General features: G+C 68.5%; 16 protein-coding genes. 8 read left to right on the top strand and 8 right to left on the bottom strand.

All coding sequences use genetic code 11. From position 1 onward, the window contains the following. Positions 1-172: 172 nt before the first annotated feature. Positions 173-1,498 carry a cytochrome P450 gene (locus AB0J62_RS34090; protein ID WP_363880193.1) on the top strand — a complete coding sequence of 442 codons (1,326 nt, stop codon included), beginning with the start codon at positions 173-175 and terminating at the stop codon, positions 1,496-1,498. A gap of 77 nt (positions 1,499-1,575) precedes the next feature. Here the strand turns inward: AB0J62_RS34090 and AB0J62_RS34095 are convergent, their stop codons facing one another. After that, on the bottom strand, positions 1,576-2,079 hold the full coding sequence (locus tag AB0J62_RS34095; protein WP_363880197.1) for a DUF5709 domain-containing protein: 504 nt from the start codon (positions 2,077-2,079) through the stop codon (positions 1,576-1,578). A 48-nt stretch (positions 2,080-2,127) separates the two neighbouring features. On the opposite strand from AB0J62_RS34095, the gene AB0J62_RS34100 reads away from it, so the two are divergent. Beyond that, the gene (locus AB0J62_RS34100; RefSeq protein ID WP_363880200.1) at positions 2,128-3,291 is read left to right on the top strand and encodes an FUSC family protein; all 1,164 of its coding nucleotides are present in this window, start codon (positions 2,128-2,130) and stop codon (positions 3,289-3,291) included. Between the two features lie 484 nt (positions 3,292-3,775). Here the strand turns inward: AB0J62_RS34100 and AB0J62_RS34105 are convergent, their stop codons facing one another. Continuing rightward, entirely contained in the window at positions 3,776-4,198 is a 423-nt protein-coding gene (locus AB0J62_RS34105; protein WP_363880203.1) for an OsmC family protein, read from the bottom strand. 37 nt (positions 4,199-4,235) lie between these two features. Then, a complete protein-coding gene (locus tag AB0J62_RS34110; RefSeq protein ID WP_363880206.1) occupies positions 4,236-5,384 on the bottom strand; it encodes a phosphatidylinositol-specific phospholipase C1-like protein in 1,149 nt (382 codons plus the stop codon). Between the two features lie 92 nt (positions 5,385-5,476). Here AB0J62_RS34110 and AB0J62_RS34115 point away from each other — a divergent pair, with 92 nt between their 5' ends. Next, positions 5,477-6,094: a TetR/AcrR family transcriptional regulator gene (locus AB0J62_RS34115; protein WP_363880209.1), complete on the top strand. Its 618-nt coding sequence runs from the start codon at positions 5,477-5,479 to the stop codon at positions 6,092-6,094. A gap of 50 nt (positions 6,095-6,144) precedes the next feature. On the opposite strand, the gene AB0J62_RS34120 is transcribed toward AB0J62_RS34115, so the two are convergent. Together AB0J62_RS34120 and AB0J62_RS34125 are read right to left on the bottom strand one after the other, a co-directional pair. Next, complete coding sequence (locus AB0J62_RS34120) at positions 6,145-6,546, bottom strand: DUF3592 domain-containing protein (protein ID WP_363880212.1); 402 nt, start codon at positions 6,544-6,546, stop codon at positions 6,145-6,147. A 195-nt stretch (positions 6,547-6,741) separates the two neighbouring features. Further along, complete coding sequence (locus AB0J62_RS34125) at positions 6,742-8,604, bottom strand: DUF5107 domain-containing protein (RefSeq protein ID WP_363880215.1); 1,863 nt, start codon at positions 8,602-8,604, stop codon at positions 6,742-6,744. 36 nt (positions 8,605-8,640) lie between these two features. Here AB0J62_RS34125 and AB0J62_RS34130 point away from each other — a divergent pair, with 36 nt between their 5' ends. Together AB0J62_RS34130 and AB0J62_RS34135 are read left to right on the top strand one after the other, a co-directional pair. After that, positions 8,641-10,296: an FAD-binding dehydrogenase gene (locus AB0J62_RS34130; protein WP_363880218.1), complete on the top strand. Its 1,656-nt coding sequence runs from the start codon at positions 8,641-8,643 to the stop codon at positions 10,294-10,296. After that, the gene (locus AB0J62_RS34135; protein ID WP_363880221.1) at positions 10,293-11,390 is read left to right on the top strand and encodes a tannase/feruloyl esterase family alpha/beta hydrolase; all 1,098 of its coding nucleotides are present in this window, start codon (positions 10,293-10,295) and stop codon (positions 11,388-11,390) included. Before AB0J62_RS34130 ends, AB0J62_RS34135 begins: the two co-directional genes overlap by 4 nt. On the opposite strand, the gene AB0J62_RS34140 is transcribed toward AB0J62_RS34135, so the two are convergent. Continuing rightward, positions 11,374-12,297 carry an RIO1 family regulatory kinase/ATPase gene (locus AB0J62_RS34140; RefSeq protein WP_363880224.1) on the bottom strand — a complete coding sequence of 308 codons (924 nt, stop codon included), beginning with the start codon at positions 12,295-12,297 and terminating at the stop codon, positions 11,374-11,376. The two genes, AB0J62_RS34135 and AB0J62_RS34140, sit on opposite strands and share 17 nt — an antisense overlap. Positions 12,298-12,446: 149 nt before the next feature. Continuing rightward, positions 12,447-13,172 (bottom strand): NIPSNAP family protein, encoded by a 726-nt coding sequence (locus AB0J62_RS34145; protein WP_363880226.1) that lies wholly within the window; start codon positions 13,170-13,172, stop codon positions 12,447-12,449. Positions 13,173-13,340: 168 nt separating this feature from the next. On the opposite strand from AB0J62_RS34145, the gene AB0J62_RS34150 reads away from it, so the two are divergent. The 3 genes from AB0J62_RS34150 to AB0J62_RS34160 are packed head-to-tail and all read left to right on the top strand — an operon-like array spanning position 13,341 to position 15,979. Further along, complete coding sequence (locus AB0J62_RS34150) at positions 13,341-14,141, top strand: sigma-70 family RNA polymerase sigma factor (RefSeq protein ID WP_363880228.1); 801 nt, start codon at positions 13,341-13,343, stop codon at positions 14,139-14,141. A gap of 29 nt (positions 14,142-14,170) precedes the next feature. After that, the gene (locus AB0J62_RS34155; RefSeq protein ID WP_363880230.1) at positions 14,171-15,022 is read left to right on the top strand and encodes a hypothetical protein; all 852 of its coding nucleotides are present in this window, start codon (positions 14,171-14,173) and stop codon (positions 15,020-15,022) included. 39 nt (positions 15,023-15,061) lie between these two features. Further along, positions 15,062-15,979: a Ku protein gene (locus tag AB0J62_RS34160; protein WP_363880233.1), complete on the top strand. Its 918-nt coding sequence runs from the start codon at positions 15,062-15,064 to the stop codon at positions 15,977-15,979. Here the strand turns inward: AB0J62_RS34160 and AB0J62_RS34165 are convergent. Then, positions 15,976-16,593: a hypothetical protein gene (locus AB0J62_RS34165; protein WP_363880236.1), complete on the bottom strand. Its 618-nt coding sequence runs from the start codon at positions 16,591-16,593 to the stop codon at positions 15,976-15,978. The genes AB0J62_RS34160 and AB0J62_RS34165 overlap by 4 nt on opposite strands. Between the last annotated feature and the right edge of the window lie 94 nt (positions 16,594-16,687).

The following is a 16,687-nucleotide window of genomic DNA, read 5'->3' on the forward strand; positions in this document are numbered from 1 at the left end:
TGTTGTTGGTGAGTGTTGTTTTGCGGTTTGTTCTCCCCATCCCCCCCCCGACCCGCGCCCCGCCCCGCTCAGCGGAGCCGGGCGCGGCTGGTTGTGGCGAGTTGCAGCGGACCGTCGCAGCCCTTGTCGCGTTCGATGCCCGGCGTTCACCCGCCTGACGTAGCGTGAAGGTATGGCTCCGACACCCTTGCTCGGTTCCCGGACCCTCGACCGGCAGACGGCCCGCACGCTGCCGCCGGGCCCGAAGCTCCCGACGCTCGTCCAGACCGTGCTGTTCGCCAGTCACCGCCGGACGTTCTTCCCGCGGATGCGGGACAAGTACGGCGACGTGTTCACGATCCGCCTGGTGCCGTCGAGCCGGGTGTGCGTCGTACTGAGCCGGCCGGACCATATCCGCGAGGTGTTCGGCAGCCCGCCCGCGGTGATGCACGCCGGCGAGGGCAACACGGTGCTCGAGCCGATCATGGGTTCGCACTCGTTGTTGCTGCTCGACGACGAGGACCACGTCCGGATGCGCAAGCAGCTGATGCCGGCGTTCTCCGGCGCGGCACTGCGCGGATACGCCGGGATGGTGCTGGAGCTCGCCCAGGCCGAGGTCGCGAAATGGCCGGTGGACAAGCCGTTCAAGGTGCACCAGCGGATGCGGAACCTGACGCTCGAGATCATCCTGCAGGTGATCTTCGGCGTGACCGACATCGACCGGCTGAACACCCTGCGCCCGCTGATGGACAAGATCGTCTCGGTGTCGCCGGTGATCATGCTCGGCGGTTTCTACCCGCCGCTGCTCCGGATCCGGCCGTGGAAGACGTACCTGGACACCCAGCGCAAGGTCGACGAGATCCTGTACGACGAGATCGCGAAGCGCCGCGAGACGTTCGCCGGGCGCAACGACGTACTCTCCCGACTGCTTGCTGCGGGCAACTGGTCCGACGTCGAGCTACGCGATCAGCTGGTGACGTTGCTGCTGGCCGGGCACGAGACGACGGCGACCGCGATGGCCTGGGCGTTCCACGAGCTCGCGCGGCGGCCGGAGGATCTCGCGTTCGGGCAGCGGGCCGCGGATGCCGGCGCGGACGACGAGCTGGAGGCGATGGTCAAGGAGGCGCTGCGGGTGCATCCCGTGGTGTACCAGGTCGGCCGTCGCCTCACCGAGACGACCGACATCGCCGGCTACCGCCTCCCCCGCGGAACGACGATCATGGCCGCGATCGGGCTGGTCCATCGGGATGCGGAGCACTTCCCGATGCCGCAGGAGTTCCGCCCGCAGCGGTTCCTGTCCGACGACCCGCCGGCGCCCGGCACCTGGATGCCCTTCGGGGGCGGCGCCCGGCGCTGCATCGGCGCAGGCTTCTCGCTGATGGAAGGCACCGAGATCCTCCGGGCAGCCCTCAGCGCCTACAACTTCCAGGCCCCGAACCCGAGGCCCGAGCCGCCCCAGGCGAAGAACGTCACCCTCGTCCCGCGCCACGGCTCGGTGGTCAGCGTCACCCGACGCTAGCTCACTGGCGGGTTATGTCGTCGGTAGCGCGAAGTACGACGTCATCGGTGACATAACCCGCCAGCGACGCTCCTGGGTCAGTCCTCGGGGTCCCCGACGTCGCCGAGGTCTACGTCGTCGTAGCTCTCGAGGTCTTCCTCGTCGTCGTCCTCGAGCTCGAAGTTGTCCTCGTCGTCGACCAGGTGCACGGCCGCCTCCTCGGCTCCGGCCGCGGCGCCGTCGATGCCGACATCCTCAGCGAACAGCTCGTCGTCGTCGTCGCCGTGCGCGCCCTCGTCGGGGGCGACCAGGCGCCCGGTGCGGACCACGCCGACCTCCGGGCCGCCGACGTCCTCGCCGTCCTCGGCGTACGGGTCGGTGTCCGGGACCTCCTGGGCGAACCGCTGGTCGAGCGTCTCGCCCTGCAGCGCCTCGTCGGCGGTCGTGCCGAAACCTTCGCCCGCGGACCACTTCTCCGGCGGCGAGTACCCCTCGTCGAGCAGATCGTCGACACCCCGGTCGTTGAGGGTGTCCTCCTTCTGCAGCTGATCCTCGTCGTCTACGGAGTAGCTGCCGTAGTCCTCACGGTTGTCGTCACTCATGGGGCAACCTTGGCGCGTCGCAAGCCATGGAATCAAGCTCGACGCAGAATGGGGCAGGTGGATCCGGTCAGGCTGACGTTGGACCAGTTGCGGGAACTGCGCGACGACATCGCGCCGCACGCAGCCCAGCGGTCGCGTGCCTCGATCCGCCGACGCGTCGAACGCTTGCGCAGCCGGGCCTTCTTCATCGCCCAGTGCGCCCTCGCCGCCGGGGTCGCCTGGGCGCTCGGCCGGTACGTCGTCGGCCACAAGCAACCGTTTTTCGCGCCGGTCGCCGCCATGGTCTGCCTCGGCTTCAGCTTCGGCCAGCGACTCCGCCGGGTAGCCGAGGTCATGGTCGGCGTGGCGGTCGGCGTCGGTGTCGGGGACCTGTTCGTCCGCGTCTTCGGCACCGGCATCCCGCAGATCATCTTCGTGATCGCGCTCGCGATGAGCGTCGCCGTACTGCTCGGGGCCGGCACGCTGATGACCACCCAGGCCGGTGTCCAGGCCGCGATCGTCACCACCTTGCTTCCGAACCCGGGCGCGGGCTTCAGCCGCTGGCTCGACGCGGTCCTCGGCGGCCTCGTCGCGCTGGCCGCGGCCACGATCGCCCCGGCCGCCGCGATCAGGCGTCCGCGGCAGCAAGCTTCCGCCGTACTGAGTGAGCTGGCCGAGATCCTGATCGAGACCGCGGACGGCCTCCGCTCCCGCGACGAGGAAGCGCTCACCGATGCGCTCCGCCGCGCCCGGTCGAGCGAGTCCCGGCTCGACGAATTGCGCAGCGCAGCCGACGAGGGCGTCGCGGTCGTCCGGCTGTCGCCGTTCCGCCGCCGGCACCGCGGGCGGGTCCAGGAGATCGCCGATCTCGTCGTACCGCTGGATCGCGCGATCCGGAACATCCGGGTCCTGGTCCGGCGGTGCGCGGTGTCGGTGTGGCGGGACGAGGCGATGCCGGCGGAGTACCCGATGCTGCTCGAGCGCCTCGCCGACGGCACCCGCCTGATCGCCGAATCCCTGTTCGAGCCGGCCGCCGAGGTCGCCGCCCACCGCGTGCTGGGCGAGCTCGGCCGCCGTACTGCGGTGATGCCCCTGCCGACCGGCCTGTCCGCGGTCGTCGTACTGGGCCAGCTCCGGTCCACGATCGTCGACCTGCTCGAGCTGACCGGCACGTCGTACGACGACGCCCGGAAGCTCGTCCCGCTGCGGTTGGACGGGCTCGACGAGAAGTAGTGGCTCAGGTCACATCGGGAATTCCCGTCATACCTGCGCACCGGCCGCGTCTCACTGGCATGACGATCCACCGACTGATGACCACGATGGCCAACGAGCAGGTCCGTGAGCTCGAGGACCTGCTGGCGGTCGACAACCAGGCCACTGACGACCGGAGCGACGCCGCCGCCGAGCAGTAAGGCGCGAACCGGACGAACGGATCCCGGCGGCGCGCCGCACGGTCCTGCCCACCGAGCTGGACCGCACGGAAGTCGCACCAACGCAGAGGCGCCCAGTGCGAGGCGCCGCCGGATCCGTTGCCGGTGCACCGCCACAGAGGTGCACCCAAAACCACCCACCGACCTTCCTGACGCCGCTTGCGCGAGGCTCAGGCCGGTCCGGCGGGTGGTTTTTGTCTGAAGGGAATGAAGGAAGGAAAGATGCCCTCGCTCCGCTCGGGGGTGGGGTCAGAGCTTCGCTCGGGGTGGGGTCAGGGCGGGCGGGCTCAGGTCGCCACGGTGATTTCGGTGGTTACTGAGTTGGCGATGAAGCATTCCTGGTGGGACAGGTGGTGGATCTTTTCGATCGTCTCCGCGTCGGGCTCGGGGCCGTTCCAGACGATCTTCGGGTGGAGTGTGACCTGTGTGATCGCCAGCCGGCCCGCGGCGTTCGGTGCCATCACTCCGACGGCGTGGTCGTCGTACGCGTCCACCACCAGGCGCTTCCGGGCCGCGATCGACAAAAAGGTCAGCATGTGGCAGGACGACAGCGCCGCCACGAACGCCTCCTCCGGGTCGACCGGGCCCGGGTTGCCCAGGTACTTCGGGTTCGCCGAGCCGGGCACCGTGATGCCGCCGTCGAAGCGCCACTCATGGTCGCGGTTGTAGCTGTCGTAGGCGAAGTCGTACTCACCACGGCTCCAACTCACATCGACAGTGTGCGACGAGTGCTCCGACATGTTCAGCTCACCCTTCCGAGACGGCCGTCTTCGCGGTTGCGGTGACGGGATTGCATCGTACGGGAGTATGTCCCGGCAGCTTCGCGACGAAGTCGCTGTCGTAGCGAGCGGCCATACCGGCGACCGGGAAGTCCGTGGTCACCCACTGCGCGCCGCTGTCGAGGGCGATCCCGAGCCGCGTGTAGTCCTCGTCGCGGATCGTCGCCATCGGCTCGTCGGACCGGGTCCGCACCAGGTAGCCCTTGCGAACCAGCCGCTGGATCTCGGCCTGGCCCGTACCGCGCGGGTCGTTCACCTCGGTGACCGCGGCGTCCGGCGCGCCTTCCGGTCCGCGCGTGAAGACCGCCCGGCCCTCCAGGTTTGGCTTCCCGGCGGTGTAGGTGTCGCGGATCGCGCCCGGTCCGCCGTTGTCGAAGTAGAACATCACCTGGCCGCGGACGTCCTTCAGCTTCGGCCAGCCCATGGTCAGCACGGACTGCTCGAGCGTCAGGCCGGGCTTGCGTACGTCGTCCGGCGTGAGGATCTCCTTCTCCGTGAACACCGAGCGGATCTCGGTGTCGACGCTGTCCAGGTTGCCGGCGTCCCACGGCGGCGCGACCACCCCGCCGGCCGCGACCACGTTCGGGTCGGACTGCTTCAGTTCGAGGTTGATCGCGATCGGCACGTGGCTCGGATGCGCGTCGGACCAGGTCTTCACCTGCTGCAGGCACAGCACGAACGTGTCGCAGTTGGTGTTGTAGTCGAAGTCGGGGATGTGCATGACCTTGATCCCGGGCTTGGCCATCGCCGGATCGGTCAGCGGTCCCTGTCCGGTCAGCTTCCGGATCAGCGGATACGTGTACAGGCCGCCCTGCGGATCCGGGAACAGGTCGAGCTCGAGCGAGCGGACGTTCTGGTCCTCCAACTGCTGCGAGATCGGAGCATGCGAGTACCAGAGGTCGACCGAGCCGGCGTTCTGCTGCTGCTGGACCTTCTGCTCGTTCGGGCTGAGCTCCCGGTGGTACGAGTTGTGCGAGCCGACCACCTGCATCTGGTTCAGCCGCAGGCTGTCGCCGCCGTGTGAGTCGTGTCTGGTGACCGCCGTACCACCGGCGACCCCGGATGCGGCGAGTGCCACCGAAGCCAGGCCGGCCACCGTGGTTCTGCTGATGCGCATGCGAAAACGTCCCCTCCGTCGACTGCGATTGAGGGCAATCTGTCACAGGAAGGTGGCAACGTTGTCCCCCCGGACGATGGACAATGTGCGACATGGTGACTTCGGGGGCGTATCCGCTCCGCCGGACGCCGACCCAGGACCGGGCCAGCCGGCAGGTCGAGCGGATCCTGGACGCGGCCTGCGCCGAGGTGGTCGAGCGCGGGTACGACGCGGCGTCGACGAGCGGGATCGCGAAACGGGCCGAGATCGCGGTCGGCAGCGTGTACCGGTACTTCCCGGACAAGCGCAGCCTGATCCAGGCGATCGAGCGGCGGAACCAGGCGCGCTACACCGAGGCGGTCAGCGAGCGGCTGGCCGACGTATCGAGCTGGCGGGCCGCGGTCGACGTCACGCTGGACACGTTCCGGGAGATGCACCGGACCGATCCGGGGTTCAAGGCGGTCGTGCTCAGCGGGCTCGGCGATCCGGAGCTGGAGTCGAAGCCGGGCGAGTTCGACGATCAGCACGCCGCGGAGTTCGCGGAGCTGCTCGCGGCGCGGTTCGGCGCGCGGGATTCGCGGGACTTCCGCCTGGCCGTCACGCTCAGCATCGCGATGGGCGAGTCGCTGGCTCATCTGGCGGACCGACTGTCCACGACCGAGGCGGAGTACGTGCTGGCTCAGGGTCGGCCGGTGCTGTACAACCTGCTCGCCCCTCATCTCCCTGCTTGAGCCGGTAGCGGCTCAAGCAGGTTGTTCTGGCCGGCGGTGCGGCCGGCGACTTACGGCTGCGGTACCGCGGCCGCGTACGGGCCGAGGGTCGGCCAGTGGCTGACCCGGCCGGCCAGGCGGGCCCGGCGGGGGGTCCGGACGTCGTACGCGACGATCACCCGGTCACCCTTGGCGTAAGTAATCCTGCTCCCGACCGGGAACTTGCGGCCGACCTCGTACGGTCCCTCGCCCCGGCGGGTGTAGTACTCGACGATGACCTCGGTGTAGACCGCCGGGGCACCGCTCTCCAGTTGGCCGCGGACCGGGCCACGCACCCGGATCACTCGTCCCGCGGTCTTCTCCTCCGTACTGCTGGGCTCGTTCCGCCGGATTCCGGCCAGAACGTCGGTCACGATGAAGGCTGCAACCACCAGCACCAGGCCGAACCCACCTAGTACAACGATCGTCAACATGGCACTCACCCCCGACGCGCCGCCCGCGAGCGACGCGGTCGTTGTTGTCGTTCCTGCCTCGCGCGGCCCTTGCCGCACACCGGTGAGACGCCACCGGATTCCACTCGGTTCCAGGTAAAGACAAATTCCTTTCTACAGCATCATGGTAGAGCCCGGTGGAGCGGTGTTGCTAGAGGTAGAGTTGACCTGAAGTTGTCAGATTCCGCCCATTCCGAACTGGTACTGCGGCGGCACCGGCCGCTCTGTGCCGAGTGCCTGTTCGGCGGCAACCCAGTAGTCGGTGAGTGGATTCGCGCCTTCGCGGACCGTCGCCAGCTGGATACCCGCGGCCAGCAGATCGTGTGCCGCGGCCGGATCGCCGGTCTCCAGGGCATGCCGGACGCGGAGGAGCTGGATCCGCGGGTCGTCGGGGGCATGCTCGAGCAGCCGCCCCGCCCGTACGACGTCCGAGTCAAGGGCGGCCGCGACCGCCTCAACCACCAACGGAACCAGGCCTGGCAGCAATTCGACGGCACGTTCGTAGTACGCCAACTCGCCTGTGACCAAGCCGAGATTGCGCAGCGCCCAGGCGTTCGCACCGGACCGTTTCCACGCGTCGATCGCACCGTCGACATCACCGTGGTAATGCCGCGCGACTCCCCTGTGATACCAAACCAGCCAGTTGTCCTCGGCCGCTTCCAGCAGCTCACGCCAGGCCACCAACGTCCCATCCGGTATGCCGTCAACCGCCGGCAGCCGCCCTTCGAGAAGGGGCAACCAGGCCCGCTCCCGGGCGGTCATCGTGGCGTCGTCGAACGGTGTACCTGCCGACACCGCCCATCCCGTCCGGGCCAGCTCCAACGCTCCCCACCCTGACCCCACCGCCAGGCGTTCTACCGGCGGAGCGTCCACAACTCCCAGCCAGTCGACCTCGCGTGCAGCCAACCCGTCCAGCACCCCCGCCAACGCAGTGGCCCCCGCTGATCGAGCTGTCTTCCAGTCCTCGGAATGCGCGGCACCGGCGTCCATCGACAGCCGCCCGTACGCCTCCATCCAGTGCCACTCAGTGCGCTCTGGCAGCTTCAGGTGCTCCATCTGCGTCCGCGCGAGCCCCGCCTGAATCTCGGCGTACCCGTCACCCTCCAGACCAGGCGACAGCCATTCCTGCCAGCGCCGCCCACCATCGCCCTGTCCCCAGACGAACAGCTTGCGTCCCTGCAACCGCTCGGTCGACGCCTGTACCAAGCCGGTCCCTGAACCGTCCACGGACGCGATCCAAGACTGCTCCTCGGCCAGCGGTTCGAAGAAGTAGTCGACGGCCTGCGGATGCCGCATCGGATAGGTGAGGTCGGTCTCGACGTCAATCAGATCGAGCCGGCTCCCGTAGCCGAACCGCCAGGCCTGGTCCGCCGGCACCAGCACTCGGCTCTCCGGCGTCTGCGCGACCGCGATGTTCGACCACCAGTACGCCGGGACTTCGACGTCGGACGGGTTCTGCAGCCGGACGCCGACGTACAGGAACTCGGAGTCGGCCGGCAGCCAGAAGTCCAGTTGGGTGACGAGGTTGCGGGTGCGTTCGAGCTCCCACAGGCGGAGGACCGGCGTACCGTCCGGGCCTTCGACGCGGGCGGCGTGCATCGGCGCGCAAGTGCCGGTCCAGTGGCCGGTGCTGCCGACGTTCCACTCGACACCGCCGGCGAACCAGGCGTTGCGCAGGGCAAGGTTCGCGGGCTGGAACACCGGGTTGCGGTAGAGCAGTTCCTGATCGGTGGCCTTGTGGACGATCGAGTACAGCCGTCCGCCGAGCGTCGGCAGGACGGTCGCGCGCAGGTGGTCGTTCTCGAGCACGAGCGCCGGGAACGAGGTCTCGACCAGGGTGCGGTCGTACCCGTCCTGGTCGAGGCACGGGAGCGTGCTGTGCAGACGGCCGTACTCGATGTTCTCCCGAAGCTCGTCCGGAAGGTCGGCGATGTTCTCGACGACATGCGGTTCGCGTTGCGTCCGGAGCGGCGCGAGCGGGTTCTCCGGACCGAGCGAAGCTGCGGGAAGTACGAGGTTTTGCGCAGAAAGGATCGTCACTGCCTCATCTTCGCAAGTGCGCTATACATGGTCGACATGGACGCTGATGTGATCGTGGTCGGAGCGGGTTTGGCGGGGCTGGCTGCGACTGCGGAGCTGGCCGACGCGGGGCGGAAAGTGTTGCTGCTCGACCAGGAGCCCGAGGCGTCTCTGGGCGGGCAGGCGTTCTGGTCGTTCGGCGGGCTGATGTTCGTGGACTCTCCGGAGCAGCGGCGGATGGGCATCAAGGACTCCCGCGATCTCGCCCTGCAGGACTGGCTCGGCTCGGCCGGATTCGACCGGCTGGACGACGAGGACAAGTGGGCCCGGCAATGGGCCGAGGCGTACGTCGACTGGGCGGCCGGCGAGAAGCGTCCATGGCTGCATGGGCAGGGCGTGCGGTTCTTCCCGGTCGTCGGCTGGGCCGAGCGCGGCGGGTACAACGCGGACGGCCACGGCAACTCGGTGCCCCGCTTCCACATCACTTGGGGCACCGGCCCAGGCCTGGTCGCGCCGTTCGAGCGGCGGGTGCGCGAGGCGGTCGCGAAGGGGCTGGTCGAGTTCCGGTTCCGGCATCGGGTGGACGAGCTGACCGTCACGGCCGGGGTCGTCGACGGTGTCGCGGGCAAGATGCTCGAGCCCAGCGACGTACCGCGTGGGGTGTCGAGCTCGCGGGTCGAGGTCGGCGACTTCCAGCTGTCGGCGCAGGCGGTGATCATCACGTCGGGCGGCATCGGCGGCAATCACGACCTGGTCCGGTCGCAATGGCCGAAACGGATGGGTGAGCCGCCGAAGCGGATGATCAGCGGCGTACCGGCACATGTCGACGGGCGGATGCTCGCCATCACCGAGAAGGCCGGCGGCCGGTACGTGAACCGCGACCGGATGTGGCACTACACCGAAGGCATCCAGAACTGGGACCCGATCTGGCCGATGCACGGCATCCGGATCCTGCCGGGGCCGTCGTCGCTGTGGTTCGATGCCACCGGCAAGCGACTGCCGGTGCCGCTGTTCCCGGGCTTCGACACCCTCGGCACGCTCGAGCACATCATGACGACCGGGTACGACTACACCTGGTTCGTGCTCACGCAGAAGATCATCGAGAAGGAGTTCGCCCTGTCCGGCCAGGAACAGAACCCGGACCTGACCGGCAAGGACATCAAGGGCGTGCTCGGCCGGGCTCGCGGCGGGGCGACCGCGCCGGTGCGGGCGTTCATGGACAACGGCGCCGATTTCGTTGTCCGCAGCAACCTTCCCGATCTGGTCCGCGGGATGAACGACCTGACCGGTGAGAACCTGATCGACCTCGACGACCTCGAGCGGCAGATCGTCGCGCGGGACCGCGAGCTGACCAACACGTTCACCAAGGACCTGCAGGTGACCGCGCTGCGCGGCGCCCGCAACTACCGCGGCGACAAGCTGATCCGGGTCGCGTCACCGCACCGGATCCTCGATCCGAAGGCCGGCCCGCTGATCGCCGTACGGCTGAACATCCTGACGCGCAAGTCCCTCGGCGGCCTGCAGACCGACCTGGACTCGCGCGTACTGCGCGATGACGGCACCCCGCTACCCGGCGTCTATGCGGCCGGCGAGGTTGCGGGCTTCGGCGGCGGCGGTGTCCACGGCTACCGATCGCTCGAGGGCACGTTCGTCGGCGGCTGCCTCTTCACCGGCCGTACGGCGGGCCGCGCCGCAGCCCAAGCAGTCTCGTGACCGTCCCGGGCGCGGAGTACGAGGAGCTCGCTCATCTCGACGACCTGAGCACCACCGGCACAGCCGTGTCCGGCCACACGAATCCGGCCGATTACGCGGGTGCCACCCACGCCGGTCTCCCCGCGCCGCCCGGAGTGCCCGGCGTCCAGATCGACGGCTATTTCCCGAGTACGTCGTCGACGAACACCACCCACGGATGGCACCACGACGCGCAGTTCGTCATCCGCCTCCCCGAGGAGTGGAGCGGCGTACTCGTGGTCTCCGGGGCGCCCGGCGTACGCACGCAGTACGCGAACGATGTCGCGATCTCGGACTACGTGCTCTCACTCGGACACGCGTACGCCGCAACCGACAAGGGCAACACGGGCGTCGAGTTCTACGTCGGCTCGCAGCGGCCCGGTGACGCGATGGTCGAGTGGAACGAACGGATGACCGAGCTGACTCGCGCGGCCCGAGGGACGGTCGAGCAGCACTACGGACGCCCGGCCGACGAGGTGATCGCGGCCGGCATCTCGAACGGCGGCTACCTCGTCCGCTGGCAACTCGAGAACCATCCCGAGCTCTACACCCGCGGCGTCGATCTCGAGGGCACGCTGTGGACCGCCGACGGCCCGAACCCGTTCATGTCGTTGCCCCCAGCAATCAAAGGCTACGAGCAGCAGTCACCCGAGGCGGTCGTCGCAGCAGGTTTCGATCCGGCGTCGGACTTCCTCTGGGAGTACCACTACACGATCTACTGGCGGCTGACCCAGCGCATCTACACCGCGGAGCTCGATCCGACGTACGCCGGCGACGAAGCGGAGTACGACTATGCCCGGCGCCCGGCGGCACATGAAGCGCTCCAGCGGATCGCGTTGACCGGCAGGATCGAGCGCCCGCTCTTCACGATCCACGGCACGTACGACTGCCTGCTGCCGATCGGCGCCAACTCCGACGCGTACGCCGAACTCGTCCGCGAGGCGGGTCGATCGGAGCTGCACACGTACCAGCGGGTCGAGGCAGGCAATCATCTCGACGGTCTCGTCGACACCTACCCCGACCGGTTGGTACCACTCGTTCCCCTGCTGCGCGAGGCGATCAGTACACCATCGTGAGCAGATCGGCGAACAGCTCCTGGTCGTCGATCTCCAGCCCCCTGTTGGTGAACCACGTCGCCATGTTGTGGCAGTCGCGCATCAGGAAGTCCATGCCCTTGGGGTTACCGACGATGTCGACCACCTGCGGCAGGTCGATCATCACGATCCGGTCCCCCTGGGCGAGGACGTTGTACGGCGAGAGGTCGCCGTGCGCCAGCCCGGCCCGGGCCAGTTCACGCATCCCGCCGCGGACCTGCTCGAAGTACTGGCCGAGCAGTTCCTTCGACGGCCGGACCTGGGCGAGCCGTGGCGCGGCGCCGCCCTCACCGTCGTCGATGAATTCCATCAGCAGCTCGATGCCGTCGATCTGGACCGGGTACGGCACCGGGACGCCGGCTTTCCACAGCCGGTTCAGCGCGTCCCACTCGGCGTACGCCCAGTGGCCGGCCGCGACGCTGCGGCCGTGTGCCGTCTTCTTCTGCATGGCACGACTGTCACGGCTGTTGCGGGTCCGCCGGCCTTCGACGTACGACGTGCTGCGGTGGAAGGACCGGTGCTCCTCGGTGCGGTACCGCTTGGCGGCCAGCAGCGAGGACTTCGCCGGGTTGTCGCCGATGGCTTCGACGGCCCGTTCGACCAGGAAGACGTCTGCTTCCTTACCGGTTTTGAGGACGCCGAGCTCGGTGTCGATCGCAGCCTGTTCCGTCACAACCCATGAGGGGCGTGGTTCCGGGCCGCGAGAACCGCGCTCGACGTCCAGCCAGGTGGACCACCGCTGATCCGGACCGAGCTGCTCGTCGACCGAGTGGAACTTGAAGACGAAAGCGTCAGCCGGATCTGGTTGGGACTCGTCGCCGGTGAGTTCGGACCAGCGGGAGTCGAGATCGGGGAAGTAGTTATCGGTGAGTTCGTACTCTGAAGACAACTGGGGTGCTCCTGAACCTAGAGATGGAACTGATGCGGACATGCCGCAGCACAGTGATGGCCATCCGTCAGCCCTCCTTAGGTCCAGGCAGCGATCGCCGCCGCTCGGTCAAACCAGGATGCCCGGGGGCTCCAGGTCTCGCAACGTATTTAACGCAGGTGAGAACGCGCGGTCGGCCGCAGCCGCAGTTCCTGTGCCGGCCCCGCGGTCCGGCAGACCAGTTCCGGCAGTACGCGCTGCTGCCAGACCCGCGATCCCGCCAGCGCGCGCCGATGCTCGTGGTACGCCGAGTCGTCGGCGAACCGTGCGAACCAGGCGAGCACCACCTCGTCCCGCAACGGCAACGCCGGAAAGTTGTTCTCGGCAACCAAACTCTCGAATACGGCGACCGGTGCGGCCCCGGTGGCAGTCAGCACCGGCACGACCTGATCGGTGAAGAACTCGGCGAACCCGTCGTCCGCCGAACCGCGGTGATACACGGCCCCGGCGACAACCGACGACGCGGGAGCGGTGCTGCCGATCGGCGGCCGGGGCGCATCGCGCTCGGGGTAGCGATCGTCCAGCCGGAGCGGCCGCAGCAGCAGCGCGTTGTCCGAGTCGATCATCGTCGCATTGGCGACCGCGGCGTGCTCGCGCCAGACCGGGCCGTAGTAGAAGGCCTTCAACGCCTCCGCCCGTGCCGGCAGGTCCCGGAATCCGCGGATCCAGACGAACCGGTCGGGATCGTCCAGATCGCGGAACTGACCGGCGATATGCATCCCGGTCTCTTCCTGACCTTCGACGAAATACGTGTCGAAGGTCTCGATCAAGGTGTCACGCTGCCCGGGGTGCAGCGTGTACTGGCGCAGGTCCACGACGGCGCAGCACTCGTTCATAGGTGCAAACCAAGCATCGAAACCTGACAGTTACTGTCAGGCGACAGTCGTTTGAAACACCCGTAACAGGCAAGTACTTGAAAGCTCCGGCCGATTTTGATCTGGTGGAGGTCAGTGGTTCAGCCCCTTGCCACCGGACATGTACGACGACACGACGAGGTTTCTCCCGTGACGATCGCAGCTGTCAACGTCGAAGATTGCAAGCAGACCATTGCCGATGCCACCCATGAGCTTCTGCTCGAGGCGGATGGCGCCCCCGAGCCCCGGCGCCAGGCTTGTCTTGACGAGGTCGTTCTGCTGAACGCCCCGGTCGCGAGATCGATCGCTTCCCGCTACCGCAGCAAAGGCGTCGACTCCGACGACCTCGAGCAGGTCGCTTACCTGGGCCTGGTGAAGGCCGCCAACGGATACCGCGTGGACGCCGCCACACCCTTCCTGTCGTACGCCGTACCCACGATCCGGGGCGAGCTGAAGCGCTACTTCCGCGACTGCGCCTGGACGATCCGGCCGCCGCGTCGGGTGCAGGAGATGCAGGGCAGCATCGCCGCGGCGGAGCCGGAGCTGATCCAGCGCCTCGGTCACGTGCCGAGCGACGAGGAGACCGCGGCGGCGCTGGGCACGGATCCGGCCGAGGTCGCCGAGGCCGCGTCGGTCCGCGGCTGCTTCAGCACGCTCTCACTCGACGCCCCGGGGGCGCCGGAGGGCGGGACGAGCCTGATCGAGACGGTCGCCAACGCCGAGGACGGCTACGACCTGGTCGAGGACGTGCACACCCTCACGCCCGCGGTCTCGTGCCTGGGCGATCGGGACAAGCACATCCTCCAGCTGCGGTTCTGCAACGGGTTCACGCAGGAGGAGATCGGCCAGGAGCTCGGGGTCAGCCAGATGCAGGTGTCCCGTCTCCTCCGCGGGATCCTGGAGAAGCTCCGGGGCGAGCTGGCCAGCGGCGTACCGGCGAACGGGCAGTAAGTCGAGGTCGGTGCGGTAGCGTCGCTTCCGTGGACTTCGAGGAGGCGGCGGATGCGCTGTATGCGGCCCCGGCGGCCGACTTCATTGCTACTCGCAACCAGCTCGCGAAGCAGCTGAAGGCCGACGGCGACCCGGTCGGGTCGACGCGGCTGAAGGCGATGCGCAAGCCGACCGTTGCGGCCTGGGTGACGAACCTGGTCGCCCGCAAGGCGCCGGACGAGCTGGACGACCTGCTGGCGCTCGGGGACGAGTTCCGCGAGGCGACCGCCGACCTCGACGGCGACCGGCTGCGGGAACTGACGCCGAAGCGTCACGAACTGCTGGACAAGCTGGCCAAGGAGGCTGCTCGGCTGGCGGCCGAGGACGGCCAGAAGATCAGCGCGGACGTCGGCCAGAAGCTGCGCGAGACGCTCGACGCTGCGCTGGTCGACCCGGCCGCGGGCGATGCCGTCCGCGAGGGCCGACTGAGCAGCGCACTCCGGCACGTCGGCTTCGGCGTCGTCGACGAGAACGGCGAACCGTCCAACGTCACTCCGCTGACCGACGAACGCCGCCAGGCCGCCCGCGACCGCCGCAAGACCCAGCAGGCCGAGACGGACGCCGCCCAGGAGAAGGCCGCGGCCGCACAGGAAGAGAAGGAGCGCGAGGCCGCCGAGCGGGCCAAGGCCAGGCAGGTGTTCGAGGAGGCGGTCGCGGCGGCACAGGAGGCCGAAGCGAAGGTCGAGGACCTCGACACCCAGCTCGACAACGCCCGCGAGGCGCTCGCCGAGGCGCAGGCCCTCGTCCACCGCCTGGGCGCCGACCTCGACGAGGCCCGGCGTACCGCCCGGGAGGCCCAGAAGGAGAGCCGCGAGGCGCGGAAACGGTACAACCGGCTCTGAACTGGGTACCGGCCGGGCCGACGCGGAGAGGAGCCGTCGATGGCACGGGCGATCTGGAGCGGGTACATCAACTTCGGACTGGTCTCGGTTCCGGTCGGGCTCTACAGCGCGACCCAGGAGCACGAGATCGACTTCCACCAGTTCCAGAAGGGGACGTCGGACCGGATCCGGTACAAGCGGGTGAACGAGCGCACCGGCCGCGAGGTCCCGTTCGAGAAGATCGTGAAGGGACACGACGTCGGCGGCGGCGAGTACGTGATCGTCGAGCCCGACGAGCTGGACGACATCGCACCGGGCAAGTCGCGGTCGCTGGAGATCGACACGTTCGTCGACCTCGACGAGATCGATCCGATGCACTTCCAGAAGAGCTACTACCTGGCGCCGTCGGACTCCGAGAACGCCTCGTCGTACGCCCTGCTGCGGGATGCGCTGGCGAAGACCAACCGGGCCGGCATCGCGAAGTTCGTGATGCGCGGCAAGGAGTACCTGGCGACGATCCGGGCCGACGATCGGGTGCTCGTGCTCGAGACGATGTTCTTCGCCGACGAGATCCGTGACCCGGACGAGGAGCTCGGCTCGTTGCCGCGGAAGTCCGGCGCCGGCAAGCAGCTGTCGATGGCGGTCGACCTGATCGAGGCCATGAGCGGCGAGTGGAAGCCGGCCGCGTACAAGGACACCTACACCGAGCGTGTGAAGGAACTGGTCAAGTCCAAGCACCAGGGCAAGGAGGTCGTGTACTCCGAGGAGGAGCCCCAGGCCACCAACCCGACCGATCTGGTCGCCGCCCTGCGGGCCAGCGTCGAGGAGGCCCGGAAGAACCGCAGCTCGAGAACCAAGAAGACCGCCGCGAAGAAGACCACCACGAAAAAGGCTGCGAGCAAGAAGACCACCGCCGGCAAGAAGGCAACTGGCAAGCAGGCAACTGGCAAGAAGGCGGCGCGGAAGAAGGCTGCTTAGTTGCCGAGGAGGTAGCGGCTCGGGTTCGCCGGGGCGCCGGCGTCGAGCCAGCGGTGGAAGCCTTCCGGGTTGCGGCGTTCGAACTCGTCGAGGCAGATGCGGCGTACTTCGGCGACGGCCTGCCGGTCGCGGAGGCCGGCACCTCGGGAGAGCTGCATCGCGGTGTCGGACCAGACGCCGCAGAGCTCCTCGATGCTCAGCGGGCACTGCAGCGACTCGATCAGACGCTCGTCGTCGGCGAACTGGGCCTCGGTGAGGCGCTCCAGCTTGCGTTGCTTCCGGGACCGGCGCCGACGCGGCGGCCGGTCCGGCACGACGAGGTCGATCACGATGAACAGGGCGGCAAGCATCAGCGCCGCCGCTATCCCGAGCGCGCCCCAGGCGAGCAGCCGCACCAGCCCGGGCAAGCACAGCACTGCCGCCGAGCACGCGGCCGCGATCACCGCCGAGGAGCCGTACGACGCTTCGTCGGCCACATGCCGAACCACCGCAGCGAGCGGCCAGACGAGCAGGAACACCACCGCCAGCAGGATCGATGCGGCCAGCGGACCCAACAGCAGCACACCGCAGAGCGCCCCGGCTGTCCCGACTCCGAGACCCGCCGCGACCCCCATTCGCCGTACCACTGCAGACCGACGCATCACCGCAACTCACTCACCGTCACCACAGGCCGGATCCCCCTCCCCCGACGAACGAACGAGCCATCGG

The sequence above is a fragment of the Kribbella sp. NPDC049584 genome (assembly GCF_040675555.1).
GTDB lineage: Bacteria > Actinomycetota > Actinomycetes > Propionibacteriales > Kribbellaceae > Kribbella.